The sequence below is a fragment of the Streptomyces lunalinharesii genome (assembly GCF_039532155.1).
GTDB lineage: Bacteria > Actinomycetota > Actinomycetes > Streptomycetales > Streptomycetaceae > Streptomyces > Streptomyces lunalinharesii.
In genome coordinates this window covers 1-22,059 of the sequence record NZ_BAAARK010000008.1, presented here as the reverse complement: position 1 = coordinate 22,059, position 22,059 = coordinate 1, and the positions used below count along the sequence as shown (strand labels likewise).

General features: G+C 72.8%; 22 protein-coding genes. 16 read left to right on the top strand and 6 right to left on the bottom strand.

What is annotated here, in order from left to right:
- Window positions 1-49: 49 nt before the first annotated feature.
- From ABD385_RS14950 to ABD385_RS14940, 3 genes are all read right to left on the bottom strand, one after another.
- Window positions 50-325, bottom strand: a complete 276-nt coding sequence (locus ABD385_RS14950) for a DUF1876 domain-containing protein (RefSeq protein ID WP_344575755.1) — start codon at window positions 323-325, stop codon at window positions 50-52.
- Between the two features lie 116 nt (window positions 326-441).
- Entirely contained in the window at window positions 442-1,293 is an 852-nt protein-coding gene (locus ABD385_RS14945) for a DUF3097 domain-containing protein (RefSeq protein WP_344575753.1), read from the bottom strand.
- A gap of 123 nt (window positions 1,294-1,416) precedes the next feature.
- Entirely contained in the window at window positions 1,417-2,166 is a 750-nt protein-coding gene (locus tag ABD385_RS14940; protein ID WP_344575752.1) for an MBL fold metallo-hydrolase, read from the bottom strand.
- A gap of 319 nt (window positions 2,167-2,485) precedes the next feature.
- On the opposite strand from ABD385_RS14940, the gene hrcA reads away from it, so the two are divergent.
- The 5 genes from hrcA to ABD385_RS14915 all read left to right on the top strand — a co-directional run bounded on the left by hrcA (window position 2,486) and on the right by ABD385_RS14915 (window position 7,649).
- Window positions 2,486-3,502 carry a heat-inducible transcriptional repressor HrcA gene (gene hrcA / locus ABD385_RS14935; protein WP_016573938.1) on the top strand — a complete coding sequence of 339 codons (1,017 nt, stop codon included), beginning with the start codon at window positions 2,486-2,488 and terminating at the stop codon, window positions 3,500-3,502.
- Entirely contained in the window at window positions 3,503-4,633 is a 1,131-nt protein-coding gene (dnaJ, locus tag ABD385_RS14930; RefSeq protein WP_344575746.1) for a molecular chaperone DnaJ, read from the top strand.
- An 88-nt stretch (window positions 4,634-4,721) separates the two neighbouring features.
- Window positions 4,722-5,822, top strand: coding sequence for a nitronate monooxygenase (locus ABD385_RS14925; protein WP_344575743.1), 1,101 nt, complete (start codon window positions 4,722-4,724; stop codon window positions 5,820-5,822).
- The gene (locus ABD385_RS14920; protein ID WP_344575741.1) at window positions 5,819-6,562 is read left to right on the top strand and encodes a 16S rRNA (uracil(1498)-N(3))-methyltransferase; all 744 of its coding nucleotides are present in this window, start codon (window positions 5,819-5,821) and stop codon (window positions 6,560-6,562) included. Before ABD385_RS14925 ends, ABD385_RS14920 begins: the two co-directional genes overlap by 4 nt.
- A gap of 142 nt (window positions 6,563-6,704) precedes the next feature.
- Window positions 6,705-7,649 (top strand): DUF2510 domain-containing protein, encoded by a 945-nt coding sequence (locus tag ABD385_RS14915; RefSeq protein WP_344575739.1) that lies wholly within the window; start codon window positions 6,705-6,707, stop codon window positions 7,647-7,649.
- Between the two features lie 50 nt (window positions 7,650-7,699).
- Here ABD385_RS14915 and ABD385_RS14910 read toward each other — a convergent pair whose 3' ends face one another.
- Window positions 7,700-8,131 (bottom strand): OsmC family peroxiredoxin, encoded by a 432-nt coding sequence (locus ABD385_RS14910; protein ID WP_344575737.1) that lies wholly within the window; start codon window positions 8,129-8,131, stop codon window positions 7,700-7,702.
- Window positions 8,132-8,372: 241 nt separating this feature from the next.
- Here ABD385_RS14910 and ABD385_RS14905 point away from each other — a divergent pair, with 241 nt between their 5' ends.
- Entirely contained in the window at window positions 8,373-8,732 is a 360-nt protein-coding gene (locus ABD385_RS14905) for a histidine triad nucleotide-binding protein (protein ID WP_344575735.1), read from the top strand.
- 6 nt (window positions 8,733-8,738) lie between these two features.
- Window positions 8,739-9,644, top strand: coding sequence for a ribonuclease Z (locus ABD385_RS14900; protein WP_344575732.1), 906 nt, complete (start codon window positions 8,739-8,741; stop codon window positions 9,642-9,644).
- A 37-nt stretch (window positions 9,645-9,681) separates the two neighbouring features.
- Here ABD385_RS14900 and ABD385_RS14895 read toward each other — a convergent pair whose 3' ends face one another.
- Window positions 9,682-10,476, bottom strand: coding sequence for an HAD family acid phosphatase (locus ABD385_RS14895; RefSeq protein ID WP_344575731.1), 795 nt, complete (start codon window positions 10,474-10,476; stop codon window positions 9,682-9,684).
- Between the two features lie 226 nt (window positions 10,477-10,702).
- On the opposite strand from ABD385_RS14895, the gene ABD385_RS14890 reads away from it, so the two are divergent.
- The 3 genes from ABD385_RS14890 (at window position 10,703) to ABD385_RS14880 (ending at window position 13,907) form a co-directional block, all read left to right on the top strand.
- Window positions 10,703-12,010: an enolase C-terminal domain-like protein gene (locus ABD385_RS14890; protein WP_344575728.1), complete on the top strand. Its 1,308-nt coding sequence runs from the start codon at window positions 10,703-10,705 to the stop codon at window positions 12,008-12,010.
- 182 nt (window positions 12,011-12,192) lie between these two features.
- Window positions 12,193-13,278: an S-(hydroxymethyl)mycothiol dehydrogenase gene (locus ABD385_RS14885; protein ID WP_344575725.1), complete on the top strand. Its 1,086-nt coding sequence runs from the start codon at window positions 12,193-12,195 to the stop codon at window positions 13,276-13,278.
- Window positions 13,278-13,907, top strand: a complete 630-nt coding sequence (locus tag ABD385_RS14880; RefSeq protein WP_344575722.1) for an MBL fold metallo-hydrolase — start codon at window positions 13,278-13,280, stop codon at window positions 13,905-13,907. Before ABD385_RS14885 ends, ABD385_RS14880 begins: the two co-directional genes overlap by 1 nt.
- A gap of 129 nt (window positions 13,908-14,036) precedes the next feature.
- On the opposite strand, the gene ABD385_RS14875 is transcribed toward ABD385_RS14880, so the two are convergent.
- A complete protein-coding gene (locus ABD385_RS14875; protein ID WP_344575719.1) occupies window positions 14,037-15,377 on the bottom strand; it encodes a 6-phospho-beta-glucosidase in 1,341 nt (446 codons plus the stop codon).
- A gap of 67 nt (window positions 15,378-15,444) precedes the next feature.
- On the opposite strand from ABD385_RS14875, the gene ABD385_RS14870 reads away from it, so the two are divergent.
- The 6 genes from ABD385_RS14870 to era all read left to right on the top strand — a co-directional run bounded on the left by ABD385_RS14870 (window position 15,445) and on the right by era (window position 21,807).
- Window positions 15,445-16,641, top strand: a complete 1,197-nt coding sequence (locus ABD385_RS14870; RefSeq protein ID WP_344575717.1) for a PfkB family carbohydrate kinase — start codon at window positions 15,445-15,447, stop codon at window positions 16,639-16,641.
- Between the two features lie 163 nt (window positions 16,642-16,804).
- Window positions 16,805-17,806 (top strand): PhoH family protein, encoded by a 1,002-nt coding sequence (locus ABD385_RS14865; protein ID WP_344575716.1) that lies wholly within the window; start codon window positions 16,805-16,807, stop codon window positions 17,804-17,806.
- A gap of 39 nt (window positions 17,807-17,845) precedes the next feature.
- Window positions 17,846-18,343 carry an rRNA maturation RNase YbeY gene (gene ybeY / locus ABD385_RS14860; RefSeq protein ID WP_344575714.1) on the top strand — a complete coding sequence of 166 codons (498 nt, stop codon included), beginning with the start codon at window positions 17,846-17,848 and terminating at the stop codon, window positions 18,341-18,343.
- An 11-nt stretch (window positions 18,344-18,354) separates the two neighbouring features.
- Window positions 18,355-19,674, top strand: a complete 1,320-nt coding sequence (locus ABD385_RS14855; RefSeq protein WP_344575710.1) for a hemolysin family protein — start codon at window positions 18,355-18,357, stop codon at window positions 19,672-19,674.
- Between the two features lie 725 nt (window positions 19,675-20,399).
- Complete coding sequence (locus tag ABD385_RS14850; protein WP_344575706.1) at window positions 20,400-20,762, top strand: cytidine deaminase; 363 nt, start codon at window positions 20,400-20,402, stop codon at window positions 20,760-20,762.
- A gap of 97 nt (window positions 20,763-20,859) precedes the next feature.
- Window positions 20,860-21,807 carry a GTPase Era gene (gene era / locus ABD385_RS14845; protein ID WP_425585403.1) on the top strand — a complete coding sequence of 316 codons (948 nt, stop codon included), beginning with the start codon at window positions 20,860-20,862 and terminating at the stop codon, window positions 21,805-21,807.
- The last annotated feature ends 252 nt before the right edge of the window (window positions 21,808-22,059 follow it).

The following is a 22,059-nucleotide window of genomic DNA, read 5'->3' as shown; positions in this document are numbered from 1 at the left end:
CTCCGCCGCCCCGCGGCTCAGCGCCTCGATGGTGCAGCGGCTCAGTAGCTCAGTGGCTCAGCGGGAACGACGTACGGCCCGACGCCGAGTCGATCTCGCCGTGCGCCTTGGTCAACAACTGCATCGCCAGGTCGTTGAGGGCCCTGGCCCCCGCGACCTCCTCGCCGACCCGGGGCTGGTTCCCGTCGGCCGGGTGGCGGCTGGCGTAACCGTGGGACCGCACCTCGGTCCCGTCCGGCAGCCGTACCAGCGCGGCGGCCCGGGTGCGGTGGACGTCCTCCTCGAATTCCAGCTCGACGTGCCATCCGACAGCGGTCTTCAACATGGCGGTCACCTCCGGAATCGCTGCTACCAGCGTGCGCTCGCGGCCCGCCCGGCGCACGGCGTGCACCACCGGCGCACCCCGGCCCGGCGCTCCGGGAGCGCCGGCCACCGACGGCCTCAGCGCCCGCCCGCCCCCTCGGCGTCCTCCGGCGCCGTCACGAAGTCGATCAGCTCCTCGACCCGCCCCAGCAGCGCCGGTTCCAGGTCCTTGTAGGACCGCACCCGGGACAGGATCCGCTGCCAGGCCGCGCCGGTGTTCTCCGGCCAGCCGAGCGCCCGGCACACCCCGGTCTTCCAGTCCTGGCCCCGCGGGACCTGCGGCCACGCCGGGATGCCCACCGAGGACGGCTTCACCGCCTGCCAGACGTCGACGTACGGATGGCCGACGACCAGCGCGTGCGCCCCGGTCACCGCCGCCGCGATCCGCGACTCCTTCGAGCCGGGGACGAGGTGGTCCACCAGCACGCCGAGGCGGGCGTCCGGGCCGGGCGCGAACGCCTCGACGATCGCCGGGAGGTCGTCGACGCCCTCCAGGTACTCCACGACGACGCCCTCGATCCGCAGGTCGTCGCCCCAGACGCGTTCCACCAGCTCCGCGTCGTGCCGGCCCTCCACGTAGATCCGGCCGGCCCGGGCGACCCGGGCGCGCGCCCCGGGGACCGCCAGCGAACCGGACGCGGTGCGCGCCGGGCCGCTCGGCGCCGGGCGGCCCGACGGCCGGACCAGGGTCACCGGCCGGCCCTCCAGCAGGAAGCCGCGCGGCACCATCGGGAACACCCGCGCCTTGCCGAAGCGGTCCTCCAAGGTGACCGTCGGCCCCTCGGCGGTCTTCTCGCACCGCAGGACCGCGCCGCAGTAGCCCGTCACCACCTCCTCGACGACCAGCCCGGGGTCGGCCGGCACCTCCGGCACCGGCGTCGGCTTCTTCCAGGGGGGAGTGAGGTCGGGGCTGTACTGCCTGCTGTGCATGCGGGTCTGCTTCCCTGCGGATCGACGGGTCGGGGGTGCGGGCGGCGGCCCGGTGGGGCCCACGGGCTCACGGGGCGCGCGTCGGGGGGTGCGGGCCGTGCGGACGGGGCGCCCGCCGGCGGGTCAACCGGCGCCGCCGCACGGCGAGTCGGCGCCGAAACGGGCGGCCAGGGCGTCGCGCTGGGCCCGCACGAAGGCGGCGTCGACCACCGCGCCGTGGCCCGGCACGTACACCGCGTCCTCGCCGCCCAGCGCCAACAGGCGGTCCAGTGCGGCGGGCCACCGCCGCGGCAGCGCGTCGGGGCCCGCCTGCGGTGCACCGGACTCCTCGACCAGGTCGCCGCAGAAGACGACCTCCCGTTCACCGGCCCGTCCGGGCACCAGGACGGCCAGGTCGTGCGCGGTGTGCCCGGGGCCGACGTTGGCCAGCAGCACCTCCCGGTCGCCGAGGCCGAGGGTCAGCTGCCCGTGCACGTGGTGGTGCGGGACGACCAGCAGGTCCGCGGCCTCCGCCGCGGCGTCCGGGTCCACCCCGTGCCGTACCGCGTCCTCGCGCAGCGCGTCCTTGCCGTGCCGCAGCAGCGCGTCGACCCCGGTCGCGCCGAACACCTCCACGCCCGCGAACGCCGCGGTGCCCAGGACGTGGTCGAAGTGCGGGTGCGTGAGCGCGACATGCGTCACATCGCGGCCCAGCACCGCCCGGACCGTGCGGCGCAGTTCCGCACCGGCCCCGAGGGTCGGCCCGGTGTCGACGATCAGCACGCCCTCCGAGCCGGCGATCACGCCGATCGTCTCGTCCCAGCCGGGCATCCGTCGCCGGGCGACGCCGTCCCCCAGCCGCTCCCAGCCCGCTTCTTCCCACGTGGTGCGCATACCGAGACGCTAGCGCCCCCGCGATAGCGTTGGCCGGGACTCGGGGCAGGCGTCCCGGTGGCGCGCTCCCGCGACGGCGCACCGGCGCGTCGGCCGGGCGACGCGCCGGGGCCGGGACCAGGGCGCGTTCGGGGGCGGTCGGGGCCCTCCCGGGCGCGGCCCGTGGGTCGGATTCCGCGGCGCTGGGTAAGTCCCCACTGCGCCCGCCCTTGCCGCACCCGCGCTACCCGGCCGTACACTGGCTTCCGGGTCTGGCACTCGGCCCACGTGAGTGCCAGGAGAAGTGACGACCGGCGGACGGCCGACTGGAGGTGGCGAAATGCTCAGTGAACGCAGACTCGAAGTGCTGCGCGCCATCGTCCAGGACTACGTCGGGACGGAGGAGCCGGTCGGCTCCAAGGCGTTGACCGAGCGGCACCAACTCGGTGTCTCCCCGGCCACCGTCCGCAACGACATGGCCGCCCTGGAGGACGAGGGGTTCATCGCCCAGCCGCACACCAGCGCCGGGCGGATCCCGACCGACAAGGGCTACCGCCTCTTCGTCGACAAGCTGGCCGGCGTCAAGCCGCTGTCCGTCCCCGAGCGGCGGGCTATCCAGAATTTCCTGGACGGCGCCGTCGACCTGGACGACGTGGTGGGACGCACGGTGCGCCTGCTGGCGCAGCTGACCCGGCAGGTCGCGGTGGTGCAGTACCCGTCCCTGACGCGGTCCACCGTCCGCCACGTCGAACTGCTGGCACTGGCCCCGGCCCGGCTGATGCTGGTGCTGATCACCGACACCGGACGCGTCGAGCAGCGGCTCATCGACTGCCAGACGCCGTTCGGCGAGACGTCCCTGGCGGACCTGCGCGCCCGGCTCAACAGCCGGATCGTCGGCCGCCGCTTCGCGGACGTCCCGCAGCTGGTGCAGGATCTCCCGGAATCCTTCGAACAGGACGACCGGGCGACCGTCTCGACAGTACTGTCGGTACTGCTGGAGACTCTGGTGGAGGAGACCGAAGAGCGGCTGATGATCGGCGGCACCGCCAATCTGACGCGCTTCGGGCATGATTTCCCCTTGACCATCCGGCCGGTGCTGGAAGCCCTTGAGGAGCACGTGGTGATGCTCAAGCTGCTCGGGGAGGCCAAGGACTCGGGCATGACCGTACGCATCGGGCATGAGAATGCTCACGAGGGTCTGACGTCCACCTCGGTCGTCACCGTCGGATACGGTTCGGGCGACGAGGCCGTCGCCAAATTGGGCGTGGTCGGACCGACCCGCATGGACTACCCCGGAACGATGGGAGCGGTACGCGCAGTGGCACGTTACGTCGGACAGATCCTCGCGGAGTCGTAAGTGGCCACGGATTACTACTCGGTCCTCGGCGTCGGCCGGGACGCCTCGCAGGACCAGATCAAGAAGGCATTCCGGCGGCTGGCGCGCGAGCTGCACCCGGACGTGAACCCGGACCCCAAGACCCAAGAGCGGTTCAAGGAGATCAACGCCGCCTACGAGGTCCTGTCGGATCCGCAGAAGAAGCAGGTCTACGACCTCGGCGGCGACCCCCTCTCGCAGGCCGGCGGTGGCGCGGGCGGTTTCGGTGCGGGCTTCGGGAACTTCTCCGACATCATGGACGCGTTCTTCGGCACGGCCTCGCAGCGCGGCCCGCGCTCGCGGACCCGCCGCGGCCAGGACGCGATGATCCGCCTCGACATCGAGCTCGGCGAGGCCGCGTTCGGCACCACCAAGGACATCCAGGTCGACACCGCCGTCGTCTGCACCACGTGCAGCGGCGAGGGCGCGGCGCCCGGCACCTCGGCGCAGACCTGTGACATGTGCCGCGGCCGCGGCGAGGTCTCGCAGGTCACCCGGTCCTTCCTGGGCCAGGTCATGACCTCCCGGCCCTGCCCGCAGTGCCAGGGCTTCGGCACCGTCGTCCCGACGCCGTGCCCCGAGTGCGCGGGCGACGGCCGGGTCCGCTCCCGCCGCACCCTCACCGTCAAGATCCCCGCCGGTGTCGACAACGGCACCCGCATCCAGTTGGCCGGCGAGGGCGAGGTGGGCCCCGGTGGCGGACCCGCCGGCGACCTGTACGTCGAGATCCACGAACTGCCCCACTCGGTGTTCCAGCGGCGCGGGGACGACCTGCACTGCACGGTCACCATTCCGATGACCGCGGCGGCGCTGGGCACCAAGTGCCCGCTGGAGACGCTGGACGGCGTCGAGGAGATCGACGTCCGGCCCGGCACCCAGTCCGGCCAGTCGATCCCGCTGCACGGCCGCGGCGTGACCCACCTGCGGGGCAACGGCCGGGGCGACCTGATCGTCCACGTCGAGGTGCAGACCCCGAGCAAGCTCGAACCCGAGCAGGAGGAGCTGCTGCGCCGGCTGGCCAAGCTGCGCGGTGAGGAGCGCCCGCAGGGTCAGTTCCAGCCGGGCCAGCAGGGGCTGTTCTCCCGGCTGAAGGACGCCTTCAACGGGCGGTAGGCAACACCCGTCGGGGCGGGGTCCGGGGAGTTCCCCGCGGCCGCCGCCCCGGTTCGGGGCACGGCGCCGGGCGTGACACGATGTGGGCATGCCCACCGCGCTCACCGATTTCTGCCGCTACCCCATCGTGCAGGCCCCGATGGCCGGCGGCGGCTCCGGGCCCGAGCTGGCCGCTGCCGTCTGCGAAGCCGGGGGACTCGGCTTCCTGGCCGCTGGCTACAAGACCGCCGACGGCATGTACCAGGAGATCAAACAGCTGCGGGGGCAGACCCGCCGCCCCTTCGGCGTCAACCTCTTCATGCCGCAGCCCTCCCTGGCCGACGCCTCCGCCGTCGAGGTCTACCGCGAGCAACTCGCCGGCGAGACCGCCTGGTACGAGACCGAACTCGGCGACGTCAACGGCCCCACGGACGACGGCTACGAGGCCAAGCTCGCGATCCTGCGCGACGACCCGGTGCCGATGGTCTCCTTCACCTTCGGCTGTCCCTCGCGGGCGGTCCTCGACGCGTTCGCCAAGGTCGGCACCTACACCGTCGTCACGGTCACCACCGCCGCCGAGGCGCAGGCCGCGCAGTGGTCGGGGGCGGACGCGGTGTGCGTGCAGGGCGTCGAGGCGGGCGGCCACCAGGGCACCCACCGGGACGACCCGCACGCCGACGGGACCAGCTCCGGGCTGGGGCTGCTGACGCTGCTCGCCCAGGTCCGGGAGACCGTGCAGATCCCGGTGATCGCCGCCGGCGGGCTGATGCGCGGCTCGCAGATCGCCGCGGTGCTGGCCGCCGGCGCCTCCATGGCGCAACTGGGCACGGCCTTCCTGATCACCCCCGAGTCCGGCGCCAACCCGCTGCACAAGCAGGCGCTGACCAACCCCCTCTTCACGCACACCGAGTTGACCCGGGCGTTCTCCGGCCGGCCGGCCCGCGGCCTGGTGAACCGTTTCCTGCGGGAGCACGGCCCGTACGCGCCGGCCGCCTACCCCGCCGTGCACTACCTCACCTCCCCGGTCCGCAAGGCCGCCGCCAAGGCCGGTGACGCGCAGGGGCTGAACCTCTGGGCGGGGCAGGGGCACCGGCTGGCGCGGGAGCTGCCCGCCGGGCAGCTGGTGGCGGTGCTCGCGGCCGAACTCGACGCCACCCGGGCCGCGTTGGGCCCCGGTGACGCGGGGTACGGCACCGGCGGTGCGGTGTGACCGCGCCCGTCTTCCTCGTCGAAACGCTCGCCGGCGTGCGGGCCGGGAGCACGCTGACCGTGGACGGCCCCGAGGGGCGGCACGCGGTGTCCGTGCGACGGCTGCGGGTCGGTGAGGAGGTCGTTCTGACGGACGGCGCCGGGACCGGCGCCGAGGGCACGGTCGCCGCCGTCGAGGGCAAGGACCGGCTCACCGTCGCCGTCACCGGGCTGCGCACCGAGGAGCCGCCGGCACCCACCCTCACCGTCGTCCAGGCCCTGCCCAAGGGCGACCGCGGGGAGTTGGCCGTGGAGACGATGACGGAGACCGGCGTGGACGCCATCGTGCCGTGGTCCGCGGCGCGCTGCGTCACCCAGTGGAAGGGCGAGCGGGCCGCCAAGTCGCTGGCCAAGTGGCGGGCCACAGCCCGGGAGGCGGGCAAGCAGTCGCGCCGGCTGACCTTCCCGCGCGTCGCCGATCCGCTGTCGACCAAGCAGGTCGCCGCGCTGCTCGCCGATGCCGACTTCGCCGCCGTCCTCCACGAGGAGGGCAGCACCCCGCTGGCCACCGCCGAACTCCCGGCCGCCGGCTCGATCGTGCTGGTCGTCGGCCCCGAGGGCGGCGTCGCGCCGGAGGAGTTGGCGGCCTTCGCGGAGGCCGGCGCCAAGCCGTACCGCCTGGGCGCGAGCGTGCTGCGGACCTCCACGGCGGGGACCGCGGCGACCGCGCTCCTGCTGGGCCGCACGGGCCGCTGGAGCTAGGGCGCTGCTGACGGATCGCCGCGGCGTCGCGGCGCCGGTGTCGGTCCGGAACCGCCGACGGCCCGCGTGACGGCCGCCGACCGACGGGCGAATTCCCGCCCGCCACAAGGCAGTTGGGCCGTCGGGGGCTACAGTCGTCGCCGTGACTGAGCACCCTGCGGTTCCCCAAGGCTGGTACCAGGACCCGTCCGGCGCGGCGGCGCTGCGCTGGTGGGACGGCGCCCGCTGGACGGAACACACCCAGGCAGCGCCCCCGCAGGCCCCTGTCCCGCAGCAGCCGTACCCGCCGCAGGCCGCGCAGCCCCCGGTGCAGCAGCAGCCGTACCCGCCCCAACAGCCCTACCCGCAACAGCCCTACCCGCAGCAGCAGTACGCCGGCCAGGCCCCCGCGCCGCAGCTCCCGTATCCGCCGCAGGCCCAGTACCCGCAGCAGCCCCAGCAGCCGCAGGCCCCCCTCCAGCAGCAGTTCCCGTTGGGGGGTGGCGGTCCGGAGGCGCTGCTCTCGGCCGACGTGCTCGCGATCAACCAGGACTTCAAGTGGGTGGACATCAGCACCAGTTACTCGGTGCTGGACCGCAAGGGCATCGAAGCGGGATCGGTCGCCGAGACTGGCCAGAACGCCGCCCGCAAGGTCATGCGCTTCGTCAGCACGATGGACCGCTACCTCTCCCGGAAGTTCGAGATCCGGGACGCCGCCGGCGTGCCCTTCCTGGAGTTGAGCCGGGGCACCAAGGTGCTCAAGGCCAAGGTGCAGGTCGCCCGGCCGGACGGGACGCCGGTCGGTGAGATCCTCCAGGACCGGGTGGTCACCTTCGGCAGCTTCGACCTCGTCGTGGGCGGGGCCACCATCGGTCACATCCAGGCGAGTTGGAGCGCCTTCCACTTCACCTTCACCGACCACACCGGCACCGAGGTGGCGAGGATCGGCCGTTCCCTGCTGGACCGGGTGCTGGACGTCGCCTTCGGCGCCGATTACTACTACTACGAGGTGCTGAGCCCGATGGCGGAGCCCTTGCGCTCCATGGCCCTGGCGGCCGCGCTCACCATGGACACCCTGCTCAAGCCGGACAAGGACGGCGACGCGTAACGGCGTGCCGACCGGCCCCGCGGACCGACCGGCACGCCGTCGACGACCGGTCAGCCGAGCAGTTCGGCCCGGAGCGTGATGTTCTTGACGCCCGCCAGCGCCTGGCTGACCGGGCAGTTCGCCTTGGCGTCCGCGGCCGCGGCCTGGAAGTCCGCCTCGGACAGGCCGGGCACCCGGGCCTTGACGGTCAGCACGATGCCGGTGATGCCCTCGCCCGGCTGGAAGGTGACGTCGGCCTGGGTGTCCACGGCCTCCACGGTGTGGCCCTTGCCGGCCAGGCCGTGCGAGAACGCCATCGAGTAGCAGGAGGAGTGGGCCGCCGCGATCAGCTCCTCGGGGCTCGTCTTGCCGCCCGGCTCCTCGGAACGGGCCGGCCAGCTCACCTCGTAGCTGCCGATCTTGGACGACTCCAGGGCGACGGTGCCCTTGCCCTGGAGGAGGTTGCCTTCCCAGTGGGTCGTGGCCGTGCGCGTCGTTGCCATGGTGCATAACTCCCAGGTGTGGGGCCGATGCGATCTGGACGATCAGCTTAGGTCGGTCGGGCCGCGAACCGGGTGACCCGGCTCCGGACCGACGTCGACCGACCCCCGGGCGGCCCCGGGGCCGGCCCCCGCGACCGACCCCCGGGCGGCCCCGGGCCCGTGCGGGGTGATCGGCTAGCATCCCAAGGGCGTACGCACGGTGCGTACGGCGCGTGCCGCGCGACCCGGGAGGAGCTCACCGGTGGCGGGAGAACCGCAGGCCGACTGCCTGTTCTGCAAGATCGTGGCGGGGGAGGTCCCGGCGACGATCGTCCGCGAGACCGCGACCACCGTCGCGTTTCGCGACATCAATCCCCAGGCGCCGACGCACGTCCTGGTGATCCCCAAGGCCCACTACCCGAACGCGGCGTCGCTCGCCGCCGCCGAGCCGCAGGTGATCGCCGACATACTGGGCGAGTCCCGTGAGGTCGCCGCCGCCGAGCAGGTCGAGGACACCGGCTACCGGGTCGTCTTCAACACCGGCGCCGGCGCCGGCCAGACCGTCTTCCACGCCCACCTGCACGTCCTCGGAGGCCGCGGCCTCCAGTGGCCCCCCGGATAGCGAGCCATGTCGGTACGCGAACTGGTCGTCCTCGGGACCGCCAGCCAGGTCCCCACCCGGCACCGCAACCACAACGGCTACCTGCTGCGGTGGGACGGCCAGGGGCTGCTCTTCGACCCCGGCGAGGGCACCCAGCGCCAGATGTTGCGGGCCGGAGTCGCAGCCCACGACATCAACCGGATCTGCATCACCCACTTCCACGGAGACCACTCGCTGGGCCTGGCCGGGGTCATCCAGCGGATCAACCTCGACCGGGTGCCGCATCCGGTGACCGCGCACTACCCGGCCAGCGGGGAGCGGTTCTTCGAGCGGCTGCGGTACGCCACGGCCTACCGCGAAACGGTCCGGATCGCCCAGCAGCCGGTCTCCGCCGACGGCGAGCTGGACCGCGCCAAGGGGTACGCCCTGACGGCGCACAAGCTCTCGCACCCGGTCGAGTCGTACGGCTACCGGCTCACCGAGCCGGACGGCCGGCGGATGCTGCCCGAGCGGCTGGCCGCCCACGGCATCGCCGGGCCGGACGTCGGTCGCCTCCAACGGGACGGCGAACTGAACGGCGTCACCCTCGACGAGGTCAGCGAGGTGCGGCCCGGCCAGAGCTTCGCGTTCGTCATGGACACCCGGCTGTGCGACGGCGTGCACGCCCTCGCGGCGGGCGTGGACATGCTGGTGATCGAGTCCACCTTCCTCGACGAGGACGTCCAACTCGCCGAGGAACACGGGCACTTGACGGCTGGTCAGGCGGCCCGGGTGGCCGTCGACGCCGGAGTGCGGCACCTGGTGCTGACGCACTTCTCGCAGCGTTACGCCGACCCCGAGGAGTTCGAGCGGCAGGCGCGCGCGGCGGGCTTCACCGGTGAACTCACCGTCGCCAAGGACCTCCTGCGGGTGCCGCTGCCCAAGCGGCGCTGAGGGACCCCGGCGCCCCTCGGGGCGCCGGGGGCACCGCCTACGGCAGGTAGTACATCGGGTTCGGCAGCTTGAAGGTGCGCCGCGAGGCGCCGCCCGCCAGGTCGCTGTACTGGTCGCCGAAGTTGGCGACGATGCGGTAGCCGAGGGACTCGATGTGCCGGCGGGTGCCCGACTTGAAGTCGATCGTCGAACAGGTCGTGCCGCACGGCAGGTAGGCGGGCGGGTGCTCCTTGTCCCGCAGGTAGACGTGCGGGCGGTCCAGCGGGACGGCGTAGCCGACGTTCTTGAGGTTGCGCACGCTCCAGTCGCGCTGCGCCTCCTTGCGGCCGGTGACGAAGAAGACCTCGGCGCCCTTCTGGTGGGCCCAGTTGACCAGGTCGTTCATCCCGAAGACCGCGGCCATGTCGGTGTGCTCCAGGTACTCGTCCTGGGACGCGGGGGTGAAGTTGAAGCCGACCTTCAGCTCGTAGTTGTAGGTCAGCAGGGTGGTGTCGTCCATGTCGAGGACGATCGCGGGCTTGGCCTTCCCGGTGCCCTTCTTGGCGAGCGCGCCGGTCAGGTAGGTGCGCGCCTTGGCCTCGATGCCGCGGATCTGACGGGCGTAGTTGCTGGCGGGGGAGGCGTAGTGCTCGCCGTCGGCCGTCACCGTGTCGCCGTAGTACGCCTTGATCTTGTCCTGCACCTGGGTGAGGTTGGGGATCTCCTTGTCGGTGCGCGGCACGGAGTGCTCGGCGGTGGCCTGGCCGGCGCCGAAGAGCGCGGTGCCGGCGACGGCGGCGGCGGCCACCGCACCGCCCAGACGGGCACGGCGGGAGAGGGCGGGACGGGGCATGCGCGGCTCCTTAGGGAAGCGTGGGGGGTGGTCCCGGGTAGGTGTAACAGAGGTGGCACGCGGGTATCTACGCGCGCAGATTAACGGATTGATAAAGGGTAGGCGGTCGGGCGCCCGAGGGGCTACCCAACTGAACTGGCCAGCAAGCCCCTTGACGGTGCACGGGGCCGCTCCTTAGCCTCCATCCCGACTCATGGATGTTGTCTACATATGGAGACGAACGCCGATGGTCGACCACCGCCCAGCGGACCTGGTCGTCACCGAGGTCCGGCTCACCCCGGTCCTGGTCGCCGACCCCCCACTGCTCAACACCCAAGGCGTGCACCAGCCGTACACCCCGCGCCTGATCATCGAGGTGGTCACCGCGGGCGGTGCCACCGGGCTCGGCGAGACCTACGGCGACGCCGAATACCTCGCGCTCGCCCGCCCGTTGGCCACCGCACTCGTCGGCCGCAAGGTCACGGATCTGAACGCGCTGGCCGCGCTCGCCGCCCATGTGGACGGCGCCGCCGGGACGGCCGGCCCGGACGGCGTCGACGCGGCCGGACTGCGCGGCGTCCGCACCGCCGACAAACTCCGCCGCTCGGTCCGCTCCGGCTTCGAAGTGGCCTGCCTCGACGCCTGGGGGCACGCCACCGGACTGCCCGTGCACGCCCTCCTGGGCGGCGCGGTGCGCGACCGGGTCCCCTACGGCGCCTACCTCTTCTACCGGTGGGAACGGCACCCCGACGGCCTCGGCGAACCGGACGACTGGGGCGCCGCCCTCGACCCCGCCGGCATCGTCGCCCAGGCCCGCCGGTTCGCCGACCGCTACGGCTTCACCTCGTTCAAGCTCAAGGGCGGGGTCTTCCCGCCGGACCAGGAAGCCGCCGCGATCCGGGCACTGGCCGCGGCGTTCCCCGGCCGGCCCCTGCGCCTGGACCCCAACGGCGCCTGGTCGGTGCCGACCGCGCTCCAGGTGGCCGACGCACTCGCGGACGTCCTCACCTACCTGGAGGACCCGGTCAGCGGCACCGGGGCGATGGCCAGGGTCGCGGCCGGCACCACGATCCCGCTCGCCACCAACATGTGCGTCACCACCTTCGAGGAGCTGCCCGAGGCGATCGCCCGTGACGCCGTCCGGATCGTGCTCTCCGACCACCACTACTGGGGCGGACTGCACGCCACCCGGGAACTCGCCGCCCTCTGCCGCACCTTCGGCCTCGGCCTGGCCATGCACTCCAACACCCACCTCGGCATCAGCCTCGCCGCCATGACCCACGTGGCGGCCACCGTCCCCGACCTGGACCACGCCTGCGACACCCACTACCCCTGGCAGACCGAGGACGTGCTGACCGAGCGCCTCGCCTTCCGCGACGGCCACCTGGACGTCGGCGACGCCCCCGGCCTCGGCGTCACCCTCGACCGGGACCGGCTCGCCGTGCTGCACCACCGCTGGCTCGCCGACGACGGCACGTACCGCAACCGCGACGACGCCGCCGCGATGCGCCGCGTCCACCCCGACTGGACCACGCCCCCGGTGCCCCGCTGGTGACGCCCGCGGCGCCCCTGGGGCAGGCCGGACGGGCGCCGCCGCGCCCCGTGCCCCGTCCCGCGCGCCGGCCCCGCGGGAGCGGCGTTCGGCGTGCCCTGCCGCGCCCGCGTACGGTGTGGCACGGGCCGGTGGCGGTGCGCCACAGTGGTCCTGTACGTGATCTTCGAAGAGGGGCGGTACCGATGGCACAGGAAGTGCGCGGCGTCGTGGCGCCGGGGAAGAACGAGGCGGTCCGGCTGGAGACCGTCCTGGTGCCCGACCCGGGGCCCGGCGAGGCCGTGGTGCAGGTGCAGGCGTGCGGGGTGTGCCACACCGACCTGCACTACAAGCAGGGCGGGATCAACGACGACTTCCCGTTCCTGCTCGGCCACGAGGCGTCCGGCGTGGTGGAGTCGGTGGGCGAGGGCGTCACCGACGTCGCCCCCGGGGACTTCGTCATCCTCAACTGGCGCGCGGTGTGCGGCTCCTGCCGGGCGTGCCTGCGTGGGCGGCCCCAGTACTGCTTCAACACCCACAACGCACAGCAGAAGATGACGCTCAAGGACGGCACCGAGCTGACTCCGGCGCTGGGCATCGGCGCCTTCGCCGACAAGACCCTGGTCGCCGCCGGCCAGTGCACCAAGGTCGACCCGCAGGTCGCACCGGCCGTCGCGGGGCTGCTGGGCTGCGGGGTGATGGCCGGCATCGGCGCCGCCATCAACACCGGCCAGGTGGGCCGCGGCGACACGGTCGCGGTCATCGGCTGCGGCGGCGTCGGCGACGCGGCGGTGGTCGGCGCCCGGCTGGCCGGCGCCGCCAAGATCATCGCCGTCGACATCGACGACCGGAAGCTGGCGACGGCCCGCACCATGGGCGCCACCCACACCGTCAACTCCCGCAACGCCGACCCCGTCGAGGCGGTCCGCGAGCTGACCGGCGGCTTCGGCGCGGACGTCGTCATCGACGCGGTCGGGCGCCCGGAGACCTACCGGCAGGCGTTCTACGCCCGCGACCTGGCCGGAACGGTCGTCCTGGTGGGCGTGCCCACCCCGGAGATGACCCTGGAACTCCCCCTCCTGGACGTCTTCGGCCGCGGCGGCGCCCTGAAGTCCTCCTGGTACGGCGACTGCCTGCCGGCCCGGGACTTCCCGATGCTGATCGACCTCCACCAGCAGGGCCGGATCGACCTCGGCGGGTTCGTCACCGAGACCATCGCCATCGACGAGGTCGAGCAGGCCTTCGACCGGATGCACGCCGGTGACGTGCTGCGCTCGGTGGTGGTGCTGTGATGGGCGCCCGCATCGACCACCTCGTCACCTCCGGGACGTTCTCGCTGGACGGCGGCACCTGGGACGTCGACAACAACGTGTGGATCGTCGGCGACGGTTCGGAGGCCGTCGTCATCGACGCCGCGCACGACGCCGACGCCATCCTGCGCGCCCTCGACGGACGCACCCTGCGCGCGATCATCTGCACCCACGCGCACAACGACCACGTCGACGCGGCCCCGGCGCTCGCCGCCCGCACCGGCGCGCGGATCCTGCTGCACCCCGACGACCTGCCGCTGTGGAAGCAGACCCATCCGGACACCGCCCCCGACGGGGACCTGTCGGACGGTCAGGTGCTGACCATCGCCGGCACCGACCTGACGGTGCTGCACACGCCCGGCCACGCGCCCGGCGCGGTCTGCCTGCACGCCCCCGACCTGAACACCGTCTTCACCGGCGACACGCTCTTCCAGGGCGGTCCCGGCGCCACCGGCCGGTCCTTCTCCGACTTCCCGACGATCATCAACTCGATCCGCGACCGGCTGCTGACCCTGCCGCCGACGACCGTGGTCCGCACCGGCCACGGCGACTCGACGACCATCGAACGGGAAGCACCCCACCTGGCGGAGTGGGTCGCCCGGGGCCACTAGGGGACGGGCGAACACTTCCCGTAGGGGGCCACAACGCCCCCTGCGGGGCCACAACGTGGGGCGGGCGGAGGGTATTCCGGCCGGCGGGCGCCCTCTCCGGCACCGCCCGCCTCGTCCGCCCCGCAGGTCTCACCCCTGCGTGCCCGCCCGTTGGAGGATGCGGGCGGCCACGGCCGCCGAGTCGACGAGGGGGTGCAGCGCGAGGGCCCGCAGTGCCGCGTCGCGGTCCTTGAACAGGGCCGCCGCGACCGTCGCCCGCTCGACCGCCTTGATCTGGAGCATCAGGCCCAACTGGTCCTCGCGCAGCGGTGCGCAGGGCAGCGGACGGGCCCCCTTGGCGGTCACCTCGCACACCGTCTCCACGATCGCGTCCGGCGCCAGCTGCGGCACCGTCGTCCCGTTGCGGACGTTGAGGATCAGCCGCCGTCCCAAGTCGCCGGCGATGGCGTGCATCAGCGCCAGCGCCACCCGGTCGTAGCCGCCGCCCTCCAGGTCGTCGCTGTCCCGCTGCCAACCGCCGGTCGCCTCCCGGCTGTGCGCCATGTACGTCTGCTCGCGCTCCAGTCGGGTGCGCTCCCACAGGTCGTACACCGCGTCCGGGGAGCCGGCCGTCGCGGCCCGTTGGAAGAAGCCGCCCTGCTGCCGGTCCAGGAACTCCCCGCGGGTCTGCGCGGTGTCCTGTACGGAGTGCAGGGTCTCCCGCCGGAAGTAGTAGTAGTGCAGGTACTCGTTGGGGAGGGCGCCGAGGACGCGGAGCCACTCAGGGCCGAAGAGCCGGCCCTCCTCGAAGGAGCCCAGGGCCGTCACGTCGCCCAGCAGGCCGGGCAACACGTCGGTGCCGTCGACCGTCAACGACCGCAGCCAGCCGAGGTGGTTGAGCCCCACGTAGTCGTAGCCGGACCGCGCCGGGTCCTCCAGGGCCGACGGGTCCGCGCCGGCCGCCCGCGCCGCGCGGCGCACCAGCCCCACGGGGGAGTCGCAGATCCCGATGACCCGGTCGCCCAGCACCTGCGCCATCGCCTCGGTCACCATCCCCGCCGGATTGGTGAAGTTGATGACCCACGCCCCCGGGGCGAGCGCCGCGACCCGCTCGGCGACGTGCAGCGCCACCGGGATCGTCCGCAGCCCGTACAGGACCCCGCCGGCGCCGACCGTCTCCTGGCCCAGGACGCCCTCGGACAGCGGGATCCGCTCGTCCCGGATGCGGCCCGCGGTGCCGCCGACCCGTATGGCGGAGAACACGAAGTCGGCCCCCGTCAGCGCCGCGTCGAGCGTGTCCGCCACCCGTACGGGTACCGGTTGGGTACGGCCCCGGGCCAACTCGGTCAGTACGTCGGAGATCACCGCCACCCGGCGGGGATCGGTGTCGTAGAGCGTCAGCTCGGAGACGGAGCGTGCGGGGTCGTCCAGCAGTGCGCGGTAGACCAGGGGTACCCGGAAGCCGCCACCGCCGAGAATGGAGAGCCTCATGGGGCGGAACGTACCGCAGCATCAGGCACACTGGCGGCACGAGTTGCGTACGAGAGGGGCGAGCGCGGTGAACACGGGCCGACGCGATGTCCAACCGCCCGCGGGGCCGGCCACCGAGCCGCCGGGGTTCGATCCGCTGGCCGCGGTGCGCCGCGCCGGCGACCCGCCCACCGACGTCTACCTCACCGGCACCGTCTTCCTCGACATCATCTTCACCGGCCTGGACTCCGCCCCGGTCCGCGGCACCGAGTCCTGGGCCCGCGGCATGGGCTCCAGCCCCGGCGGCGTCGCCAACATGGCCACCGCGCTGGCCCGCCTCGGGCTGCGCACCTCCCTGGCCGCCGCGTTCGGCGACGACATGTACGGCGAGTACTGCTGGGAGGCGCTGGCACAGGGCGAGGGCATCGACCTGGAACTGTCGCGGACGGTCCCCGGCTGGCACTCGCCGGTCACCGTCTCGATGGCCTACGAGGGCGAGCGCACCATGGTCTCGCACGGCCACGAGGCACCGGCCCCCGAGCACGCCTTCGACGGCGGCCACGCCCCCGGTTGCCCGCCGCCGACCCGGGCCTGCGTCGCCTCGCTCGTGCCCGGCCGCCGGGAGGGCTGGCTGGGCTGCGCGGCCGGCCGCGGCAGCCGGATCTTCGCCGACGTCGGCTGGGACGACACCGGCCGCTGGGACCCGGCCGACCTCGCCGACCTGGAGCACTGCGAGGCGTTCCTGCCCAACGCGCAGGAGGCGATGCGCTACACCCGCACCGACTGTCCGCGCGCCGCCGCCCGCAAGCTCGCCGACCTGGTGCCGCTCGCCGTCGTCACGCTCGGCTCCGAGGGCGCCTGCGCGGTGGACGCCCGCACCGGCGAGAGCGCCGAGGTGCCCGCCATCGTGGTGGAGGAGCTGGACCCGACCGGCGCCGGGGACGTCTTCGTCGCCGGGTTCGTCACCGGCACGCTCGCCGACTGGCCGCTCGCCGACCGGCTGTCCTTCGCCGGGCTGAGCGCCGCCCTGTCGGTGCAGGAGTTCGGCGGTTCGCTCTCCGCGCCGGGATGGGCCCAGATCGCCGCCTGGTGGCGCCGCCTCCGGGCCTGCGACACCGGGGCCACCGCCGGACTGCGACGCCAGTACGGCTTCCTGGACGCCGTACTGCCCGCGCCGGGAGTGAGCCTGGGCACCACGGGGGCGGCGGGCCCCGCGCGGGCGGCCGCGGACGCGCCGCCACTGGCCCGCGCGGTCCCCACGATCGGCTTCCGCCGCCCGGCCTGAGCCCACCGTGGCCGTGGTCCCGGCCGCCGCCTGGAAAAGCCGACCGGCTTGTCAGTGCCCCGTCGTACTCTGGTAGCGCAAGGAGCCAGTGCGGGCGTCGTTGCCGAGGTCCGCACCTGTGATGAGCAAAGGATGGGGGTTGAGCAGGCCACCCGGCCTACCCATGACGCAGACACCCACACGAGCGCAGGCGAGCGCCCACTTCACGGTCCCGGCCAAGCACCCGATGGTGACGGTCCTCGGATCCGGTGACTCGCTGCTGCGCGTGATCGAGGACGCCTTCCCCGCCACCGACATCCACGTCCGGGGCAACGAGGTCAGCGCGGTCGGCGATGCCCGGGAAGTCGCCCTGGTTCAGCGCCTGTTCGACGAGATGATGCTGGTGCTCCGCACCGGACAACCGATGACGGAGGACGCAGTGGAACGCTCCATCGCCATGCTGCGCGCGGCGGAGAACGGCGAGGGAGCGAGCGAGACCCCGGCCGAGGTGCTCACCCAGAACATCCTCTCCAACCGCGGCCGCACCATCCGCCCCAAGACCCTCAACCAGAAGCGCTACGTCGACGCGATCGACCAGCACACCATCGTCTTCGGCATCGGCCCGGCCGGCACCGGCAAGACCTACCTGGCGATGGCCAAGGCCGTCCAGGCCCTCCAGGCCAAGCAGGTCAACCGGATCATCCTGACCCGCCCCGCGGTCGAGGCCGGCGAGCGCCTGGGCTTCCTGCCCGGCACCCTCTACGAGAAGATCGACCCCTACCTGCGCCCGCTCTACGACGCGCTGCACGACATGCTCGACCCGGATTCCATCCCGCGCCTGATGGCGGCGGGCACCATCGAGGTCGCGCCGCTGGCGTACATGCGCGGTCGGACGCTCAACGACGCCTTCATCATTCTCGACGAGGCGCAGAACACCAATCCCGAGCAGATGAAGATGTTCCTCACCCGGCTCGGCTTCGAATCGAAGATAGTCATCACCGGCGACGTCACCCAGATCGACCTGCCGGGCGGCACGAAGAGCGGTCTGCGCCAGGTCCGGGACATCCTGACCGACGTCGACGACGTGCACTTCTCCGAGCTCACCAGCAGGGACGTGGTCCGGCACAAGCTCGTCGGCCGTATCGTCGACGCCTACGAGAAGTACGACAGCCGCAACGGCAAGTAGCCCGCGCTGCGCGACCAAGAAGCGAGACCCACCTTCCCCATGTCGATCGACGTCAACAACGAGTCCGGTACGGACATCGACGAGCAGGCGATCCTGGACGTCGCCCGCTATGCCCTGGCCCGGATGCGGATCCACCCGCTCTCCGAGCTGTCCGTCATCGTCGTGGACGCCGAGGCCATGGAGCAGCTCCACATCCAGTGGATGGACCTCCCCGGCCCGACGGACGTCATGTCCTTCCCGATGGACGAGCTGCGACCGCCGGCCAAGGACGACGAGGAGCCGCCGCAGGGGCTGCTCGGCGACATCGTGCTCTGCCCGGAGGTCGCCGAGCAGCAGGGCACGGCGGCCCCGACGGGGCACAGCATGGACGAGGAGCTGCAACTGCTGACCGTCCACGGCGTGCTGCACCTGCTCGGCTACGACCACGAGGAGCCGGACGAGAAGGCGGAGATGTTCGGCCTCCAGGCCGCGATCGTCGACGGCTGGCGGGCCGAGCACGGCCTGACCGGCCCCTCGCCGGCCCCGACCGTGACCTGACGGGGCGCCCGATGACCACCCTGATCGCCGTCGCGGTACTGCTCGTCGTGGTCGCCTGGCTCGCCGCCTGCGCGGAGGCCGGACTGACCCGGACGACGAGCTTTCGCGCGGAGGAGGCCGTCCGCTCCGGCCGCCGGGGCAGCGCCAAGCTCGCCGCCGTCGCCGCCGACCCCACCCGCTACCTCAACGTCGCGCTGCTGGTGCGGGTCGGCTGCGAGATGGCCGCCGGCGCCCTGGTCACCTACGCCTGCCTGCGCTCGTTCGACACCACCTGGGAGGCGCTGACCGTCGCCATCGCGGTGATGGTGCTGGTCTCCTACGTCGCCGTCGGCGTCTCCCCGCGCACCATCGGCCGCCAGCACCCGCTCAACACCGCCACCGCCGCGGCGTACGTGCTGCTGCCGCTGGCCCGGGTGATGGGCCCGGTGCCGCAGCTGCTGATCCTGCTCGGCAACGCCCTCACCCCCGGCAAGGGCTTCCGCAAGGGCCCGTTCGCCTCCGAGGCGGAGCTGCGGTCCCTGGTCGACCTGGCGGAGAAGGAGTCGCTGATCGAGGACGAGGAGCGCCGGATGGTGCACTCGGTCTTCCAACTCGGCGACACCCTCGTCCGGGAGGTGATGGTGCCGCGCACGGACCTGGTCTCCGTCGAGCGCTTCAAGACCATCCGGCAGGCGCTGACCCTGGCGCTGCGCTCCGGCTTCTCGCGGATCCCGGTGACCGGGGAGAACGACGACGACGTCGTCGGCGTCGTCTACCTCAAGGACCTGGCCCGCAAGGTGCACATCAGCCGGGACGCGGAGACCGACCTGGTGTCCACGGCGATGCGCCCGGCGGTGTTCGTCCCGGACACCAAGAACGCCGGGGACCTGCTGCGCGAGATGCAGCGGGACCGCAACCACGTCGCGGTGGTGATCGACGAATACGGCGGCACCGCCGGCATCGTCACCATCGAGGACATCCTGGAGGAGATCGTCGGGGAGATCACCGACGAGTACGACCGGGAACTCCCGCCCGTGCAGGACCTCGGCGGCGGCCGCTACCGCGTCACCGCCCGCCTCGACATCGGCGCGCTCGGCGAGCTGTACGGCCTGGCGGAACTCGACGACGAGGACGTGGAGACGGTCGGCGGATTGCTCGCCAAGCAATTGGGCAGGGTTCCGATCGCCGGGGCGACCGTCGAGTTCGATCTGTCCGAGCACGCCTCGGACCCGGACCTCAAGGCGCTGCGGCTGGTCGCCGAGGCGCCGGCCGGCCGCCGCAACAAGATCGTCACGGTGCTCTGCGAACCCGTCCGCGCGGCGGAAGCGGAGCGTGACGGCGCCGGCGGCTGACCGCCCGCCCGGTGCCCTCCGCGGCCCGTGGTGCACCCCGCACCGCCGACAATTCCGGGGCGTACGGCCCCGCACCCGCTCCTGATCCGCAGTGCAGCGGAAATATCCTCAAAGCCATTTTCGGCAGCGCTGGATTCCCTCACCAATTCCGTGGAAAGATCTTCGCACCGGCGCCGGAAAGGGCGCCGGTGTTGTGCGGCAGAGGGAAGCTGAACGAAATGCGTGGAAGAAAAGCCGTGGTGGTGACCACCCTCGCGGCAGCTCTGCGGGCGGAACGGCCGGACGGAACCGCCGCCCTCGCCGCGCGGGAAAAGACCGGTGGAACGACCAGCGGTGAGGAATTCCGGAGCGCCGGCGATATTGCGTTGACCGTTCCGGACACGGCCCTTTCAACGGGAGCCGCCGGGCGGTGACGGAAAGATCACCGCAGAATTCGCGATGACGTCCGGCCAGGCCGCGGACATCGCGAACACGGGCACCGGGAGGGGGGCCGGCCACCGACGACGGTGACCGGTGACCGGTGGTCACACGCGACTCCGCACCGCGCGGCGGCCCCGCGGGCACTGCCTGCGGCGGCCCCCGCCGGTGCGGACCCGGAAACGACGTTGGCTGAAGAGCCGGGTGCCCCGGCACAGGGGAGCGGGGCAACCGGACTCTTCAGCCATCGTGCGTCCTGGCCACCCGGCCTCGTCCGCCCCATCCGGCCCCCGCATATGCTCGCCGGTATGACCGAAGCCGCACCGCTGGACCCCGAAGACCGCAAGATCATCACGCTCGCGCGCTCGGCGCGGGCCCGTAACGGCGTTCCCGAGGGCGCCGCCGTCCGCGACGAGACCGGCCGGACCTACGTCGCCGGCACCGTCGCCCTGGACTCCTTGCAGCTCAGCGCGTTGCAGACGGCCGTCGCGATGGCGGTCGCCAGCGGTGCCACCTCCCTGGAGGCCGCGGCCGTGGTCACCGACGCCGACCGGGCCGCCGACGCCGACCGGGCCGCCGTGCGCGACCTCGGCGGACCGGACACCCCCGTCCTGGTCGCCGCCCCCGACGGCACCCTGCGCGCCGCCACCCCGGCCGGTCCCGCGGCCTGACCGCACCACCGGGCGGGGCGCCCGCGGCCGGCGCGCCCCGCCCTCTGCGACGGCAGGTGCGCCGGAATGGTCGGACCGGCCGCGGGGATCGGGGAGAATGGGCGCCATGAGCGTTCGCACCGAGTCCACCGCCCCCCACCGCGCCGGCTTCGCCTGTTTCGTCGGCCGTCCCAACGCGGGCAAGTCCACCCTGACGAACGCTCTCGTCGGGACGAAGGTGGCGATCACCTCCAACCGCCCGCAGACCACCCGCCACACCGTGCGCGGCATCGTGCACCGGCCCGACGCGCAGCTGGTCCTCGTCGACACCCCGGGGCTGCACAAGCCCCGCACCCTCCTCGGCGAGCGGCTCAACGACATCGTCCGCACCACCTGGTCCGAGGTCGACGTGATCGGCTTCTGCCTCCCCGCCGACCAGAAGCTCGGCCCCGGCGACCGCTACATCGCCAGCGAACTCGCCGAGATCAAGAAGACCCCCAAGGTCGCCATCGTCACCAAGACCGACCTCGTCGACTCCAAGGCGCTCGCCGCCCAGCTCATCGCCATCGACCGGCTCGGCACGGAACTCGGCATCGAATGGGCCGAGATCATCCCGGTGTCGGCCGTCGGCGACCAGCAGGTCTCGCTCCTCGCCGACCTCCTCGTCCCGCTGCTCCCCGAAAGTCCCGCCCTCTACCCCGAGGGCGACCTGACCGACGAGCCGGAGCAGGTCATGGTCGCCGAGCTGATCCGCGAGGCCGCGCTGGAGGGCGTCCGCGACGAACTGCCGCACTCCATCGCCGTCGTCGTCGAGGAGATGCTGCCCCGCGAGGACCGGCCCGCCGACAAGCCGCTGCTGGACATCCACGCCAACGTCTACATCGAGCGCCCCAGCCAGAAGGGGATCATCATCGGCCCCAAGGGCAAGCGGCTGAAGGAGGTCGGCACCAAGTCCCGCAAGCACATCGAGGCGCTGCTCGGGACGCCGGTCTTCCTGGACCTCCACGTCAAGGTCGCCAAGGACTGGCAACGCGACCCCAAGCAGCTCCGCAAGCTCGGTTTTTAGGCTCCCCACGTTTTTGGGTTTTCCGCCGTGGTGGTTGCGGTTTGCGTCTGGCGGCGCGGGCCTGTTCCCACGTTGCCGGTTTGCCGCCGTGTGGCGTCTTGCCGTTGCGCCTGCGGCGCGGGCTTGTTGTCCGCTGCGCGGGGCTGTTGGGTGCGGTGTCGGGCCTGCGGGGGTGGTGTGCAGGACTGCTGCGCTTTACGTCCTGCACACCACCCCCTCCGGCCCGCCCCCTCCCGTTGAGGGTGGGTTGAA